The 16,006-nt window shown below is 69.7% G+C and carries 14 protein-coding genes and 1 pseudogene; 11 read left to right on the forward strand and 4 right to left on the reverse strand.

Features of this window, described 5'->3' with window-relative positions; genetic code table 11:
• Positions 1–11: 11 nt before the first annotated feature.
• The gene (locus ACGFX4_RS16165) at positions 12–428 is read right to left on the reverse strand and encodes a hypothetical protein (protein ID WP_393073956.1); all 417 of its coding nucleotides are present in this window, start codon (positions 426–428) and stop codon (positions 12–14) included.
• A gap of 562 nt (positions 429–990) precedes the next feature.
• Between ACGFX4_RS16165 and ACGFX4_RS16170 the strand changes: the two genes are divergently transcribed.
• A complete protein-coding gene (locus tag ACGFX4_RS16170; RefSeq protein WP_393073959.1) occupies positions 991–1,413 on the forward strand; it encodes a hypothetical protein in 423 nt (140 codons plus the stop codon).
• Between the two features lie 324 nt (positions 1,414–1,737).
• Here ACGFX4_RS16170 and ACGFX4_RS16175 read toward each other — a convergent pair whose 3' ends face one another.
• On the reverse strand, positions 1,738–2,574 hold the full coding sequence (locus ACGFX4_RS16175; RefSeq protein ID WP_393073962.1) for an SMI1/KNR4 family protein: 837 nt from the start codon (positions 2,572–2,574) through the stop codon (positions 1,738–1,740).
• 42 nt (positions 2,575–2,616) lie between these two features.
• Here ACGFX4_RS16175 and ACGFX4_RS16180 point away from each other — a divergent pair.
• A pseudogene (locus ACGFX4_RS16180) lies at positions 2,617–3,159 on the forward strand (transposase); the annotation flags it as partial.
• 140 nt (positions 3,160–3,299) lie between these two features.
• On the opposite strand, the gene ACGFX4_RS16185 reads toward ACGFX4_RS16180, so the two are convergent.
• The gene (locus tag ACGFX4_RS16185; protein ID WP_393073964.1) at positions 3,300–4,331 is read right to left on the reverse strand and encodes a hypothetical protein; all 1,032 of its coding nucleotides are present in this window, start codon (positions 4,329–4,331) and stop codon (positions 3,300–3,302) included.
• A 264-nt stretch (positions 4,332–4,595) separates the two neighbouring features.
• Here ACGFX4_RS16185 and ACGFX4_RS16190 point away from each other — a divergent pair, with 264 nt between their 5' ends.
• A complete protein-coding gene (locus ACGFX4_RS16190; protein ID WP_393073967.1) occupies positions 4,596–5,351 on the forward strand; it encodes a hypothetical protein in 756 nt (251 codons plus the stop codon).
• A 166-nt stretch (positions 5,352–5,517) separates the two neighbouring features.
• On the opposite strand, the gene ACGFX4_RS16195 is transcribed toward ACGFX4_RS16190, so the two are convergent.
• On the reverse strand, positions 5,518–6,030 hold the full coding sequence (locus tag ACGFX4_RS16195; RefSeq protein WP_393074121.1) for a DUF6584 family protein: 513 nt from the start codon (positions 6,028–6,030) through the stop codon (positions 5,518–5,520).
• A 219-nt stretch (positions 6,031–6,249) separates the two neighbouring features.
• On the opposite strand from ACGFX4_RS16195, the gene ACGFX4_RS16200 reads away from it, so the two are divergent.
• The 8 genes from ACGFX4_RS16200 (at position 6,250) to ACGFX4_RS16235 (ending at position 16,002) form a co-directional block, all read left to right on the forward strand.
• Positions 6,250–7,320 carry a tyrosine-type recombinase/integrase gene (locus ACGFX4_RS16200; protein WP_393073969.1) on the forward strand — a complete coding sequence of 357 codons (1,071 nt, stop codon included), beginning with the start codon at positions 6,250–6,252 and terminating at the stop codon, positions 7,318–7,320.
• On the forward strand, positions 7,317–9,683 hold the full coding sequence (locus tag ACGFX4_RS16205; RefSeq protein WP_393073972.1) for a tyrosine-type recombinase/integrase: 2,367 nt from the start codon (positions 7,317–7,319) through the stop codon (positions 9,681–9,683). The genes ACGFX4_RS16200 and ACGFX4_RS16205 overlap by 4 nt, the downstream gene beginning before the upstream one ends.
• 29 nt (positions 9,684–9,712) lie before the next feature.
• Positions 9,713–10,333 (forward strand): SMI1/KNR4 family protein, encoded by a 621-nt coding sequence (locus ACGFX4_RS16210; protein ID WP_393073974.1) that lies wholly within the window; start codon positions 9,713–9,715, stop codon positions 10,331–10,333.
• A 76-nt stretch (positions 10,334–10,409) separates the two neighbouring features.
• Positions 10,410–11,147, forward strand: coding sequence for a DUF6188 family protein (locus tag ACGFX4_RS16215; RefSeq protein WP_393073977.1), 738 nt, complete (start codon positions 10,410–10,412; stop codon positions 11,145–11,147).
• A 361-nt stretch (positions 11,148–11,508) separates the two neighbouring features.
• Positions 11,509–12,687, forward strand: a complete 1,179-nt coding sequence (locus ACGFX4_RS16220; protein WP_393073979.1) for an ROK family protein — start codon at positions 11,509–11,511, stop codon at positions 12,685–12,687.
• A gap of 147 nt (positions 12,688–12,834) precedes the next feature.
• Positions 12,835–14,151, forward strand: a complete 1,317-nt coding sequence (locus tag ACGFX4_RS16225; protein WP_393073981.1) for an extracellular solute-binding protein — start codon at positions 12,835–12,837, stop codon at positions 14,149–14,151.
• Between the two features lie 61 nt (positions 14,152–14,212).
• A complete protein-coding gene (locus ACGFX4_RS16230; RefSeq protein ID WP_393073983.1) occupies positions 14,213–15,154 on the forward strand; it encodes a carbohydrate ABC transporter permease in 942 nt (313 codons plus the stop codon).
• Entirely contained in the window at positions 15,151–16,002 is an 852-nt protein-coding gene (locus tag ACGFX4_RS16235) for a carbohydrate ABC transporter permease (protein WP_393073985.1), read from the forward strand. Before ACGFX4_RS16230 ends, ACGFX4_RS16235 begins: the two co-directional genes overlap by 4 nt.
• Positions 16,003–16,006: the final 4 nt, after the last annotated feature.

Here is a 16,006-nt window from a genome sequence, read left to right on the forward strand (position 1 = left end):
CACGTGCTCCGTCACGGCCGGACCGTCGCGCCGTCGCCGTTGACCACGGTGCCAATGTGCTGCGCGGCGATACCCCGCTCGCCGGTCGCGGTGATCACCACCTGCGGCGCTCCCGGCAGCATCGCGGCGATCTCCGCCCGCAGTTCGGCGTCCTCGCGCAGGGCCCGCTCGATCTGCCGGCGCAGGTCATCCGCAGCCTCCGGACTCTCCGGCTCGGCGGCGACGGCCTCGACCGCTGCCTCCAGCGCGAGCTGGTCGGGACGCCGCCGGCGCTGCCAGACGGCTCGGACGATGCGACGGCCGACCTCTGCCGTGCCGTCCGCCGCAGCGTTCTGGGCCCGGGTCAGGACCGTCGCACCGTAGGCGGACACCGCCGCCGTCAGGTACGGGCCGGCCTGCTCCACCAGTTGAACCAGTTCGGCTGACATGGAACCCCCCATCGTCGAACCACTCCGGGCGTCGGCGCCCTGACCGGAATCATTTCCCCCGAGCCCGCGAGGTCACACGGGAAGGAGGGTGGCTGATTGCCCGGACGCCCCCGGCCGCGGCTCGGTGGGAGGCGGGGAGCGAGAGAGCCCGGCGAACCTGCCGGGTCGGCGGGTGCCGACCCTGCTCACCCACGATCACGCCGATGGTCAGCTCCCTGGTGAGGGCGAGGTGAGCCTGATCCGACTTGGCCGCCTTTCTTGGTGAAGCAGAGCCGCCATTCCCGCTCGTGCAGCCAGTCCGCAGAGCCGGGTTCGTAACGGACCCGACGGTTTCGGGACATGTCGGGGAGGCCGGAGGTAAGGCCCATCTCCTCCCCGGACAGGTACATCACAGGGCGGACACCGATCTCGAGCCGCGCCTCGCGGTCGAACACCAACCCCCAAGGCTCGTAGGGCCCTCGGTCGCTCACTCCTGTCCGAAGCATGACCCTGCGGGCCTCCTCGGACGGTTCGCTGAAGCAGACGACCGGCAGGTCCGAGCCCGGCACCCGGCAAGGTCACCGTGCCGCTCGCCCGCGCCGTCCCCCTGCTGCCCGCCGACGAGATCTCCCGGCTGTGGGCCGCCGTCCGCAACGGCGGAGCCGACCCGCGGACGGTCCGCGAGGTCGCCACCGCCATCGTCGACTGCGGTGCCGTGCAGGCCTGTTACCAGGAGGCGGAGGCCATGGTCGAGGCCGCCTGGCGCCGCTTCGACCCCCTCCTGCCGAACTCTGTCGCCAAGGTCGGGGCCCGCGCCCTGGGCACCTACGCGGCCCTGCGCGGACCCGAGCAACGCGAAAGCCGGTGCGACCGCGGCGACGGCCAGGACGGCGAGCGTGGCCGCCACGACGGCACCGGCCAACAGGCTGCGCCGGGTGCGCGTGGGCAGGAAGACCGTCATGTCCGGTCAGCGGCTGCTCAAGCGGTCGAGTGCTCTGTGCGATGAACGCCGGACGTCGGTACGGCCACCGCCGGCGGCTCCGCCGGGCTCGCGAACCGGTCGGAGGTCAGGGCAGGTGCTTTTGCCTTTGCGAAGTACGCGTAGGCCTGCGCGGGCGAGGGCCGCGCAGGCGCCCGACAGTGGCGGCGGGGCCGCGCAGGCGCTGCGCACGCGGCGTGGTGGAACGCGGCAATGAGCTCGAGTGCGGCCTGGGCGGCAACGCTGCCGGACGTGCGGGTCTCGGCGCGCAGGACCTCGATGCGGTCGTCGACCCGATCGGTGTCGGCGTCGCGGACCCGGCAGGAGGCGACCTCAACGATTCCTGCGCTGTCAGCGACTCGCGGCGACTGCCCGGGCGGCTTCTTCCAACCATCCCCGATACCAGAGAGCGAACGTCACGGGCTCCCGCCCCGACCCGAGGAGCGGCTCAAGATCCCGCTCGTCCGCCCGGTCGTCGGACCAGATGCGACCGCGTTCGGGACCACTGACGACCAGCCATTGGCGGTAGGCGCATCCCAGATGGCAGAGGACGATGGCGCCCACCGTCCGGTCGGGATTCCACATCACCCTGCCCCACTTCTCGTCCCAGGTCTCCCAGGCCCGGTCGAAGTCCTCGTCCTCCTCGAAGTCTTCTTCCTGCGGGCACTCCTCCTGGAGCGCGAGCACCAGTTCAGGGTCCGGGCCCTGGACGGGGAAGGGCTCGGTGAGCCGGGTGAGGTCCGAGAGATCCGCACCGTCCCCGTCCCACCGCCATCGCCCGTCCACACGGCGCACCGGGAAAATTCCATAGGCTGGGCCGGCGCCGCCCGCGCCGACCTGGGTCAGGAACTCCCGGTAGTCCTCCGGAAGCCGAACACCCAGTTGCTCCTCCAACTCGGCCAACTCGTGCTCGGTCAGCGGATCCTCCAGCGAGAACCCATGACCATGGAAACCGAACACCGTGCCGGCGCCCGGCGCCTTCGCCAGTCCCTGTATCTGCTCGCGGACGCCCGCCCAAGACCCTTCGCTCATGGCCGCAGCGTACGAACCGGGTCCGACACCCACAGATCTGGGCCCGCGCCGCCGAGGGAGGGCTGCCGCGTTCAGGTCGCCCAGCAACGTGCCGCCGAACAGCAGCGCCGGCACAGTCAGCAGCACGGCCCGAACCGGAACAGGGGTGACCGGCATCGTCGGCATGGTGTGCGCGATGTCAACGAGCTTGTGAGTGAGGTGTTTTCAGGGTTGTCGGCGTTGGTGGTCGAGGACGTGACGGGCGAGCGCGGTGTGATCCGGGTGACCGCGCGGACCCGGGAGGATCCCGTGCCGTGTCCCGTGTGCGGCACGCCGACTGGGCGGGTGCACGGCGTCGACGACTTCGCCCTCAAGCGCCGGCACCGCTACGCGACCGTGCCCATCGACGCCGAGACCGGCGAGCGGATCGACGTCCTGCCCGACCGCACCACCCGGACGCTGGCCGCGTGGCTGCGTGAGCACCCGGGGATCGAGTACGTCTGCCGCGACGGGTCCGGCTCCTACGGCGAGGCGATCCGCCAGGCCCTCCCCGAAGCAGTGCAGGTCAGCGACCGATGGCATCTGTGGTCCAACCCGTGCGGCAAGGTCCTGGCCGAGGTCCGCTCCCACGCCACCTGCTGGGCGACCGCGGTGAACCCCGCCCGACCCGGAGGCGTCCGCGAACAGACCACCCGCGAGCGCCGGCACCAGGTCCACGCCCTGCTCGACCGGTGCGTCGGCCTGCTCGAATGCGCCCGGCGTGGCTTTGTTCGCCGGTTTCGACAGCAGTTGTTCAGTACTTCGGGAGGCACCTGCATGGCGGCGTGTTCGATGTTCACGAGAAGCGACAGCACCCCCCGCTCGTCGATGAGAATGCTGCCGCACCGGGCGGATCCTGCGAGCTACTGGATGCTCCAACGGTGCGGATGGTCGGGATCGGTGGGGCAGGCGAAGACGTTGAGCTCGCCGGAGCGGCCCACCGTGACCTCGGTGGGGGTCGCGTACCGGTGGGTGGGCAGGTCTTGGTCCTCCAGCGGCTTCCAGCTGCCGCTGCCGCCGTCCCACTCCGAGCTGTCGATGGTCAGCAGCAGGTGCATCGGCGTCCTGCAGGTCTGGCAGTCCATGGGGTACGGGTCGGTGCTGTGCCAGGAAGCGAAGCCGCCGACGCGCCAGCCGGGCGGGATGGACAGGTCGTACTGGTAGCCGACCGGCTCGGGCGTGTTCTCGTCCGCCGACTGCTCGGCCTCTTCCTCAAGGGCTTCCTCCCAGGCATCGATCCGGGCGCAGAGGTCCTCGGGCAGGAGGCCGGCGAACGGATACGTGGCCACCTGCTCCGGGTGCACGACACAGGGCTCGGGTACGAACCCGTCGTACCCGACGACCATCGGCTGCGGGGACACCGCCAACACCTCACCGACCTCCCAGGACCGTCGCCAGCGCAGGTGCAGCTCCAGGTCGTACCGGCCCGGGCCGTGCGCGTCGAAAGGGCACCAGAACACCTGGAGCAGGTCGCAGTCTCCCGGCCCCGCCGGCAGGTCCGGAACATCCCGCCGATACAGCTGCGCGAGGCCGATCATCGGCAGCGGATCCGTCTCCGACACCTCGGGAAACCGGTGTTCCAGGCGCAGCTCGCCCAGCAGCTTGCGCTCCTCGTCCGTGGGGCCCGGGTTCCCTTCCCGGGCCCATGCAGCAGACAGGACCCGCCGGTAGCGGTGGATGTCGGCCGGGCGGCGGCCCCGCCCGCGGCCGTGGGCCTCGCTGCACACCGGCCACGGTTCGTCCGCCGGCCACAGCATCGGGCCGCCCACCGAGCTGCCCGACACCGTCGGGCTGCCCGGACGCGGGTGCAGGCGCGTCGTCGTACCGCGGTAGGCGGCCAGTTCCGGGAAGAGCACCTCGACATCGAGCGGGCGCGGGGGCGTGGTCCTCGTCATGGAACGCGACCCTAGACACCCGACGGCCTCGGCCAGCGATCACCCCCGGCAGCAAACTCTCCATGCCGGTGCTGCTGTCGAAACCCGTGAACATTTCGAATCCCTCGCGGGCGTCGGTTGCCTCCCAAACCGGTGTACATCCGCTGCCCGTTCTCGGGTTCTGGCCAAGTTTTGTGGCTCGATTACGCACCGTAGCGAGAGGTGAACATCGGGCTGAATGGAATACCGACGCGCTGTGTCGGAGGGTTGCCGTAGCCTCGGCCGGTGACGATCAGCAACAGCCCCTTCGACAGCCTCACGGCGACCGGACTCCCCGACTGCCAGGTACTGCTGCGCACTACTGACTGGGCCGCGCTCGGGACCGCCCGCTTGACGGGTGGGGAGTTCCTGCCGACTGTTCTGGTGCGGCTTCTCGACCCGGACCCGGTCGTACAAGCCTCCGCACTCGATGACCTGGAACCGGTGCGCCATCAGAACAGTCTCTACGAGGCCACCGTCCCCGTGGCCATGTACGTCGCCGCCCTCCTCTCCCATCCCGCCGCTGACACGATCCGCCCCGAAGTCGGGCGACGCGCGGCATATCCCATGCGCGCGGCGCTGCTGGACTGGATCGGTTCTCTCGCTTACGACGCCGACGATGAGTGCGTCGCCATGGGCGAACGCCACGGCTGGTCCCTTGGCGAAGATCCGTACATGCGCGACTTTCGCGATCTGCGGCCCCTCTTCTACGACGCCGTCGCCCGCTTCCTGGACTACGCGAACGCGGTCGTGCGTGACGCTGCTCTGCTTGCGGCTATCCCCCTGGCCGAACATTCCGAACTCACCCGACACCGTGGCGAACTCGCCAGCCACGCCCGCCGTCTTCTTACGACCAGCACCAATCGCCACGACCGCAGCCGCGCGCTGCGTGCCCTGAAGACATGGGGCTACGACACGACCAGCCTGGAGCTCCCCGAAGACATCGCCACCCGTAGGCCCGGTTTCTCGAGCGGCGGCTGCGCAGACGAACCGCCCTTCTGAAGACGGTCGGCCTCGGCCCTCCGGCTGCATACGCTCAGGCCAGAAGCACTTGCCTGCGTAGGAGCGCAAAGCCGGCATGTCCATACATTGTCAAGGGACAGTAGGAGTTGGCTCTGGCGCGAGTTCCGTGAAAGCTCTCCGGTACAGCGACGCCAGCGGCGAAGGGTCAGAGCCACCAGCGAACGAAGGTGACGACGCCGAGGACCGCGAAGCCCATGAGAGCCAAACCGACGACGGCAAGACCAACGCAGGCCAACGGCCCGGCCGTGCCGTCCTGGGCGGCGTGCTGGGCACGGTCTCGCACGTGGTGCCAGTGGATCGGGCGACCGGCGTGCACGGAGGCGGCCTCGCGAAGCTCGGCCAGCCGGGCGCGGGCGGTCTCGGTCTGCGCTGACCGCTCGGACCCACGCCAGGCGATGGCTGCCATCCGGTCGAGCGGGTCAGGGTGGCGGGCCTCGAAAGCCGCCGTCTCGGCCGGGACCCGGTCGGTGTCGAGGTAGGCCCAGCGTCCCGCTTCGGCCGGCTCGCCGTACAGCCGGTAGACCTCGGCCAGCCTCCGCCTGACCGTGAGGTCTGCCGGGTACGAGGACACCAGGCCGCGCAGGCGTTGACGAGCGACGGGTATCCGGCCGGCGCGAAGGTCGGCGTCAACCTTGACGAGGGTGGTCTCAACTGTCACCGGAGCATGGTGACGGACGAAAAACTCCTGGTCAAAGGACTTTCCGGCCCGCTCTGACAAGCTGTGCCCGGTGATCTTCATGATGTGAGGAGTACACGCTTGCGGAGGAGGTCGAGCTTGGCTCGGCCGAACATCTGGCGCTTGATCATCTTAAAAGTTACGTGGAATCTGCCGGGGTGATCATGTCTCTCCGGTGCAACCACGGACTTGGGAGATGGCTTGAGCGGCACGATGGTGCTGATGGAGAAGTGGCCGGTGCTGGGTCGGCACGAGCAGGCGGCGGTGTGGTTGCAGATCTGGACTGATCTCGGTCGGGCGCCGAGGACGATCGACGCCTACGCCCGCGGATTGGCCGAGTACCTGGTGATGTGCGAGCGGGAAGACGTCGATCCGGTCACCGCGAATCGCGCCCACATTGCCGTCTACGTAAGGGAGTTGATGTCGCGACCGCACCGTCGGGGTACGAACGTGGTGGCGATCGACTCGGGGTCGGGGCTGGCGAACGCCACGATCCAGCAGCGTTTGGTGCCGGTCCGCCTGTTCTACGACTTCCTCATGGAGGAGGGCCTGCGCGAGTCGAACCCGGTGGGCCGGGGCCGTTACACTCCTGGACGCCAGAGGGGCGGGCAGCAGCGCGGGCTGGTGCCGCGGCTGACGAAGCTGCCGTGGATTCCCAGCGAAGAGCAGTGGCTGGGGATCCTGCAGGTTGCGCGTGAGGAGCCGGTCCGCAACCGGGTGATGCTGGCCCTGGCCTACGATGCCGCGTTGCGGCGGGAGGAGCTGTGCTCGCTGCGGACCGACGACCTCGATCCGGCCCACCGGACGCTGAGGGTGCGGGCGGAGACGACGAAGAACCGGCTGGAGCGGGTGGTTCCGTACTCGGCGTCGACCGGCGTGCTGATGTCGTCCTACCTCGCTCACCGGGCCACGATCAGCCGGGCCAGGGGGCCGCTGTTCCTGTCGGAGTCCCGGCGCAACCACGGACAGCCGCTGACTCTGTGGACCTGGTCGAAGGTCGTCCGTCGGATCGCCTTGGAGGCCGGTGTCCCGCGGTTCTCGACCCACACCACCCGGCACCTGTGTCTGACCGATCTGGCCCGGATGGGCTGGGAGTTGCACGCGATCGCGACCTTCGCCGGCCACCGCAACACCGATTCCACGCTCCAGTACATCCACCTGTCCGGCCGGGACCTGGCCGACAAGCTGGCCCGCGGCATGGAGCACATCCACGCCTGGCGAATACAGATGCTCACCTCTGCGGACGGCACGACGGCTGGGGTGTCACGATGACCGCACCGCTGCCGGCCATCGCCGCCGAGGACGGGGTCGGACGCTGGTCCTGGCCGATCTCCCCGCCCCGCGACACCGCCGCGCTGGCAATACGACCCGCCGAGGCCAGAGCCGTGGCCGACCTGGGCGTGCGCAATTTGCGGCGACTGCAGTACCACGACCCGTCCGCGCCGGGCTGGCGCGCGATCGCGCGGCTGCTGGGTCCGCTGGAGGCGGTCAACGCCGCACTGGACTCCCCGCCCACCCCGCATCGCCGACGGGCCATGCTGGATGTGGTCGCGGTGCTGCTGACGCGGTGCGCGGAGACCGGCAGGACCTTCTGGGGCTGGACCGAGGAGGAATGGTTCCGCCTGCTCGGCCGCACCCAGGCCGAGTTCCGCCGGCACGCACCCGCCTGGGCAGGCGACGAGGTCCGCCCCTATCTCGCGGCGCACGCCTACCTACTCGGCGGTTTCAACGAGTTCCACCGGCTCGGCAGCTTCCAGCGGCTGACCCTGGCCTGGCGGATCTTCGGACGCGACCGCGTCAACGGCGAGGTCGCACGACTTCGGACGGTCCTGGTCGCCTGGGGCTACCGGCTCGGCCGGGACGAGGACGCCCTGCTGCCGATGGTGTCCTGCCAGCTGTTCCTACTCAACCGCAGCCCTCATCTTGAGGATCTCGACACCGCACCGTTCGACCGGGTCCGCCACGACGGGTTGCTGGAAGGCAGCCGACTGAACACCCTGCATGCGATGCAGCGGGCGGTTGCCGAGCTCGGATTCTGTGATTCTCCACAGCCTGGCACCGGCCGCCACTCGGCCCGGGCCAGCGGCGGCGCGCCGATCTGGGAACAGTGGGCCGACCGCTGGCACGCCACCTCGACGCTGACCCCGCGCGTTCGCGGCGGCGTCCGCTCGAACCTGCTCAAGGTCGGCCGGTGGATCGCCGCAGAACAGCCAGACGCCGCAGATCCGGCCGACTGGACCCGGCAGACCTGCGCTTCGTGGATCGCCGCACAGGACCGGATGAAGGTCGGCGACTACGTCCAGCGCACCATCGGGCTGGGCAACCGTCTCGGCAAGCCGCTGGAAGCGCCCAGCAAGGCCGGGCAGATCACCGCGCTGCGGACGTTCTTCCGCGACTGCCAGGAATGGGAGTGGCTGCCCCGCCACTTCGACCCCATTCGCGCGTTGGCCATCCCCCGCAGCATCACCGCTCTCCTCGGACCCGACCCCAGGGTGATCGCCGACGAGGTCTGGGCGAAACTGTTGTGGGCGGGCCTGAACCTGGAACCCGCCGACCTCCCGCAGACCCGCTCCGGGCACTTCTACCCTTTCGAACTGGTCCGCGCGGTCACGCTGACCTGGCTGTTCTCCGGACAACGCAGCAACGAGATCGCCCGGCTGAAGGTGGGCTGCATCCGCTGGCAGCACGACGGGACACCGATCGCCGGCGACTCGCAGCAGGTCCTGGCCCGCGACGCGATCTGCCTGCTCGACGTCCCCACCCACAAGACCGGCACCGCCTTCACCAAGCCGGTCGACCCCATCCTCGGCCAGGCCGTCGACGCCTGGCAGGCCGCCCGCCCCGACCAGCCGAAGTTCACCGACCGCCGCACCGGCGAGCTGGTCGATCCGCTGTTCGCCGTCCGGGCCCGGCACCTCTCCACCAGCTACATCAACAACACCGTCATCCCGATGCTCTGCCGCAAGGCCGGAGTCCCGGCCGCCGACATCCGCGGCAACATCACCAGCCACCGCGCCCGGTCCACCATCGCCAGCCAGCTCTACAACGCCAAAGAACCCATGACCCTGTTCGAGCTGCAGGCCTGGCTCGGACACCGCTCCCCGCAATCCACCCAGTACTACGCGAAGATCACACCGAATACCCTGTCCAAGGCCTACTCCGAAGCCGGCTACTTCGAACGCAACGTGCGCACCATCGAGGTCCTGGTCGACCGCGACGCGGTCGCCTCCGGCGCCGCGGCGGCCGGTGCACCCTGGCAGCACTACGACCTCGGACACGGCTACTGCAGCTACACCTTCTTCGAGCAGTGCCAGCACCGCATGGCCTGCGCACGCTGCGACTTCTACAGCCCCAAGCATTCCACGAGATCCCAACTCCTGGAAGCAAAAAGCAACTTGCAGAAAATGGCCGTGTCCATCCCGCTCACCGATGACGAACGAGCCGCCGTCGACGACGGCCAGGATGCCCTCAATCGTCTGCTTGAGCGGCTCACCGACGTCCCGACGCCGGCCGGGCCCAGTCCGCGAGAGCTCAGCCTGCCTCCCGGCGCCGTGGCACTGCCAATCGTTGAGACCGATGCGCCGGCCCGAGACAGCACCCGCCGGCCGTGTTGTCCGCCCAAGCCGCTAGGTTGAGCCGACCAACTGGAATGAAGGGGAGGCCCATGACTGAGCACCCGGATATCGCAGCACTCGCCCAGGTCATGGCCCCGACCTTCGGCGTTGACGAGGCCCTGGACTGGCCCTCGGTCGAAGAACGACTGGACTGCCGGCTGCCCAGCGACTACAAGGCGTTCATGTCGCTCTACGGCGGTGGGGGCATCGATGACCTGCTGAGTGTCCTCCTCCCTCTGCACAAGGACGGTATCCAGTGGGATCCCGGTGCCATCGAGGACGAGATCTCGGGCGCCCGCTCGACATGGGAACGCACTCCCGCGCAGTGGCGACCCGATATCGACCCGGCTCACATCCTCCCCTGGGGCCAGACATCCGGCCCCGATCTCCTGTGCTGGCTCACCACTGACCCCGACCCGGACAACTGGCCGGTCCTGGTCTGCGGCCGGCACACCGACGAACGCTGGACCCTGTTCGACTGTGGCATGGCCCGGTTCATCCTGCGGATCTTCACCGCTGACCTCGCCACGTGTCCCCTGAGCGATACCTCCCTCTGGGGCAAGACCTCTCCAGGATTCGTTCACTGGCGCGAGCAGCAGATCCGATGGAAGGCCGGACGAGATCCCTTCACCAACGAACCGGATCCCTACGCCGACATGTTCCCCCGCTGAGCAGAGCACGGTGGCCTGAGCCGCCGTCATGCGCGGGAACTTGACACCGCAGATTCCACAGAATGATCCGGTTGACGTGGCCCTCGACGACGCCCGAACTCCAGGGCAGGGTCAACCCGCCGGTGACCGCGGCAAGGTCTCGGCCCAGGCTGCTGACGAAGGCGTCGGGGCAGGCCACGCCGAGGCGTTCGGCCATCGCGGGGACGTTCAGATCCACTGCGTTCTCGACGAGGGTGGTGAGGGAGTCGATGGCGTCGTGCCCGCATCGCCTGGCCGCCAGGGTCAGCACGACGGCCCGGGGGCGTGCGGCCCCACCGCGAGATGGGCTGCGAGGCTGTGGAGCCTGCTCGGCTGGTGTCGTCGGTGCTCCGCGGTGCATCGTGCGGTGGTGAGTGAATCAATGCCGGCTGAGCACGAAGACCGCTGGATCATGAACCTTCGGGGTCTGGCCGTCACGGAGATCAGCGCCGGCTACCAGTTGGTCCTGCGCCTCGACTCGGATGCCCGTGTGGTTCTTGGGTGCCCCTTCAAGCTCACCCACGGTGTCGGCGACGGGCGTCAGGATGTTCTTCTCGGCCCGGGGCGACAGGACGTGGCGGCGGTGTCGGGGCTGTTCGGAGCGAAGGTCCTGTCCGCAGTGGCCTTCAAGACGGGCTCGCTGCGGCTGGTCTTCGACAACGGCCGGCACCTCAACAGCCGGGCGGACCCGTCGTTCGAGGCATGGGAAGTGCTGGGGTCGGGAGGTTGGCGGGTTGTCTCGATGCCGGGCGGGAAGCTCGCGGTCTGGTCCGATCGTGGCAGGCCGGACGCCTGAGCTGAGCCGGGCTGAGCGCTTCGACCGCTACGGCGTGGCCCCCGCGTTGGAAGCCTGACCTACCGGGCGCGACGCGCCGGCTGCCCTGCGGGACGACGCGGCAGACGGGGGAGTGGCAGCGGGTGCTGTCCGTGGTCCGCGGCCAGGCGCGCGCGGCGCTCGGCGGAAACGGCGCGCCGGTCACCGGGGTTGCGGTCCTGCTCGGCCGACCTGTGCGCCGTGTGACCCGCCCGGTGGGCTGTCGCCCGCAGGGGCAGGATCACGGTCGCGACACGAGGGTTGACAGTGCCCGCAGAGGCGCAGCATTATCTAAACAATCTTAAGTAAAGAGTCTTAAGAGATTACTCCTGGAGGTTCGGGCATGAAGCCGGTTCAATCCCCGCGCGGCGTCTTCGCCGCCGTGCCCGTCGCAGGTCGGCGGGCGGCGGAGCGGACCAAGGCGCAGGTCCAGGACAACCGGGTGCACAACCGCTCGCTCGTCCTGGCGGCTCTCTACCACCAGGGCGCGATGAGCCGGGCCGAGCTCTCCAGGGCCACCGCACTGACCGCGCCCACCGTCTCCGCCCTGGTCGCCGACCTGGAGGCGGACGGGCTGGTCGCCGACGTCGAGCCGCCGGCCGAGCCGGGCACCCGGCGGCGCGGCAAGCCGTCCATGCTGGTGGAGGTCCAGGACGACGCGGTCAGCCTGGTCGTGCTCGATCTCGCGCACGCCGAGCAGTTCCGCGGGGCCGTGACCGACCTGCGGGGCCGGATCCTGGTACGGCGGAGCATCGACATCGGCGACGCCGCGGGGGAGGAGGCGCTGGCGCTGGTCCTGCGGCTGGCCGAGGAGCTGATGGAGCTGGCCGGGGCCAGGGTGCTCGGCATCGGCGTGGCCACCCCCGGCATCGTCGACGACGAGGGAACGGTCCGGCAGGCCGGCCACCTCGGCTGGTACGACCTGCCGATGGCGGCCCGGATCAGCGAGCGCTTCGGCGTCCCGGCCCGGGTCGGCAACGACGTCAACTCCGCGGCCCTGGCCGCGCTCAACTTCGGGCGGGCCGACGCGCAGAACCTGATGGTGGTCACCACCGAGTTCGGTGTCGGTGCCGGACTGGTCGTCGACGGCCGACTGGTCGAGGGCGAGCAGTTCGCGGCCGGGGAGATCGGCCACCTGACCGTCGACCCGAACGGCGAGACCTGCGAGGGCTGCGGCCGCCGCGGTTGCCTGGAACCACTGATCGACGCCGCCCGCCTCAGGGCACGCCTGGACCGCAACGCACCCGAGGACCGCGACCGCATCCTCGCCGAGGCCGGCCGGGCGCTGGGCACGGTCCTGGCCACCGTGGCCGCCGTCCTGAACCTGAACGAGTTCCTGCTCGTCGGGCCCGGGGACCTGATCGAAGGTCCCTTCCTCGACTCCGCGTCGGCGACGGCGCGGGCCTGCACCCTGTCACCCATCAACGCCGCACTGACCGTCAGGTACGCGGCGGACGGGGCCGATCTCGCGCTGCTCGGCGCGGCGTCCCTGCTGCTCACCGCTGAACTCGGGGTGTTCTGACACACCCCGGCGCGTTACGGACTTCCGGACCGGAGGCCTTCGGTCGCCGCGGCTGCAACCGCGGCGGGCCGCCCGATCCGGATGCCCGTGGATACCACCCACTGTCCGGTGATCCTATATCGACCGGGCGTACCCCTAGGAAATTCCATGAGACACAGCCGCCTGCCGGCCGCCCTGGCCGTCCTCGCCGCCACCGCCGTCCTCACCTCCTGCTCCAGCGCCGGCACCACCGGCAGCGCCGCGCACTCCGTCGCCCCCGGCAGCGGTGCCGGCAAGACCCTGCAGGTCTGGGTCATGGACGGGGACTACTCCGACGAGACCCTGAAGGCGATCAACGACCGGTTCACCCAGCAGACCGGCGCCAAGGTCGACGTCCAGGTGCAGAGCTGGGACGGCATCGAGACCAAGGTCACCACCGCGCTCGCCACCTCCACCCCGCCGGACGTCCTGGACATCGGCAACACCCAGGTTGCCGGGTTCGCCGCCAACGGCGGCCTGCTCGATCTCACCGCCTACGGCCACGACCTGAGGCAGGGTCAGACCTGGGTGGAGGGCCTGGAAGGCCCGGCCACCGTCGACGGCAAGCTCTACGCCGTCCCCGGCTTCGCCGGCGCCCGCGCCGTCATCTACAACAAGGAGATGTGGGCCAAGGCCGGCATCACCGCGGCGCCCACCACGTACGCCCAGCTCGTCGACGACCTGCGCAAGGTGAAGGCCGCCAACCCGGGCGCCGACTTCTCCCCGCTCTACTTCCCCGGCCAGAACTGGTACGCGGCGATGCAGTTCGTCTGGGACGCGGGCAGCGACTTCGCCGCCCACAGCGGCGGCAAGTGGTCCGGCTCGATGAGCTCCGCCCAGGCGCAGACCGGACTGGCGGACTTCAAGGCGTTCCAGAACGAGTTCTCCGCCGCCGCCTCCCGCACCGTCGACGTCAAGACCCCCGACCAGGTGCAGGTCTTCGCCGACGGCAAGGCCTCCGCGATCATCGCGACCAGCGGCTTCATCGGCCGCATCCAGAAGGCCAACCCCAAGCTGACCGACGACACCCTCGGCACCTTCCCGCTGCCCGGCAAGTCCGGAAAGACCCAGCCGGTGATGATCGGCGGCTCCGACTGGGGCATCGCCGCCCGCAGCAAGAACGCCGGCCTCGCCCTCGCCTGGACGACGATCGCGGCGAGCCCCGACGTCCAGAGCAAGTGGATCGTCGGCAAGGAAGGCTTCATCCCCAACAGCGCCGAGGGCATCAAGACCGCCTCCGCGACCCTCCCCCCGCTGAAGAAGCCCTTCTTCGACGCCGCCCTCAACTCCAAGGCCACCCCGGCCAACGCCGACTGGGGCCAGCTCGAGGGCAACAAGGACGTCAACAACCTCTTCTCCGCCGTCGCCTCGGGCGCCAAGACCCCCCAGGACGCCGCCGCGGCCTTCGACGCCGCCGCCACCAAGGCACTCAACGCAGGGCAGTGACCACCCCCGGTGCCCCGCACCCCCGCGGGGCACCCCCTTCCCTCCGGACAAGAGAACACCCATGACAACCCCACGCACGGGTACGGCGGGATGCTCCACGACGCCCCGCAGCCCGAACCGGACCCGGGCCCACTGGTGGCTGCTGACACCCGCCGGCGTGGTGATGCTGACCGTCACCGTCGCACCCATCGCCTTCCTGGTCTGCACCTCCTTCACCGACTACAGCCGGCGCTCCCTGTTCACCGGCGCCTACCGCACCGTCGGACTGCAGCAGTACACCGAACTGCTCACCGATGCCGCCTTCTGGCACTCGCTCGCCCGCACCGTGCTGTTCACCGCCGCCATGGTGGCCGGCAGCATCGCGGTCGGCACCTACGTCGCCCAGCTGATGACCCGGGTCGGGCGCACGCTGCGCACCGTGCTCACCGTCGTCATGATCTGCGCCTGGGCGATGCCCACCGTCGCCTCCTCCCTGGTGTGGAACTGGCTCTTCCAGCCAGGCTACGGCGTGGTCAACTGGCTGCTCACCCAGCTCCGCGTGTTCGGCGACATGACCAGCACCGACTGGTCGAACGACCCCGCCCTCGCCTACCTGTCGATCTGGCTGCTGGTGGTCTGGCAGGCCGTCCCCTTCATCGCCCTGACCCTGTACGCGGCACTCACCCAGCTGCCCGCCGAACGGCAGGAAGCCGCCCGGCTCGACGGCGCCGGCGAGTGGCGGCTCTGGTGGAACATCACCCTGCCGTTCCTGCGCCCCACCCTGATGCTCGTCACCCTGATGTCGGTGATCTGGGACTTCAACGTCTTCAACCAGATCTGGCTGGTCTCCGCCGGCGGGCCCGACGACGCCACCACCACCCTCGGCATCTTCGCCTACAGGACCGCGTTCGTGGGCTTTCACATCGGACAGGGCGCCGCCCTGTCGGTCGTCACCACGGCCATCCTCGTCGTCGTCTCCGCGTTCTACATCCGCGGCCTGCTCCGCTCCGGGGAGGACCTGTGACCCGCCGCCGAACCCGTCGCCGCACCGGCCGCGGCGGCCCGCTCGCCAACGCCGTCGCCGTCCTGCTCGGCATCGTGTGGATCTTCCCGGTCTACTGGATGGTCAACACCGCCTTCAAGCCGCGCTCCGAAGCCATGTCGGCCACCCCGAAGTTCGTCCCCGAGTCGCCGACCCTGGCCAACTTCGACGCCGCCATCAACCAGACCAGCTTCTACCGCAACCTCGGCAACAGCCTGATCGTGGTCGGCGGCACCGTCGTCCTCGCGATCGCCCTCGGCGTCCTCGCGGCAGCCGCCCTCAGCCGCTTCCACTTCCGCGGCCGACGCACCGTCATGGTCGCGATCCTGATCGTCCAGATGCTCCCCGGCACCGCGCTGCTCATCCCGACCTTCCTGGTGTTCAACCAGGCAGGACTGCTCGGCACCTACCTCGGCCTGATCCTGGCGTACGTCGCCGTCGTGCTCCCGTTCTCCATCTGGGTGATGCGCGGCTTCTTCATCGCCGTCCCGGTGGAGATCGAGGAGGCCGCCCGCATCGACGGCGCCTCGACCTGGCAGATCCTCTACAAGGTGCTGTTCCCGCTCGTCGCCCCCGGCGTGGTCGCCTCCAGCATCTTCGCGTTCATCACCGCCTGGAACGACTACCTGGTCGCCTACACCTTCATGAAGGACCAGGACGGGTACACCCTGCCGGTCTGGCTGGCCTCCTTCAGCACCCCCACCACCGGCACCGACTTCAGCGGCCAGATGGCCGGCTCGGTGATCTTCTCGGTGCCCGTGGTGCTGTTCTTCCTCCTCGTCCAACGCAAGCTGGTCTCCGGTGTGTCCGCCGGAGCCGTGAAGGGCTGACCCG

It is taken from the genome of Kitasatospora sp. NPDC048365 (assembly GCF_043200835.1).
In the GTDB taxonomy this organism is placed as follows: domain Bacteria; phylum Actinomycetota; class Actinomycetes; order Streptomycetales; family Streptomycetaceae; genus Kitasatospora; species Kitasatospora terrestris.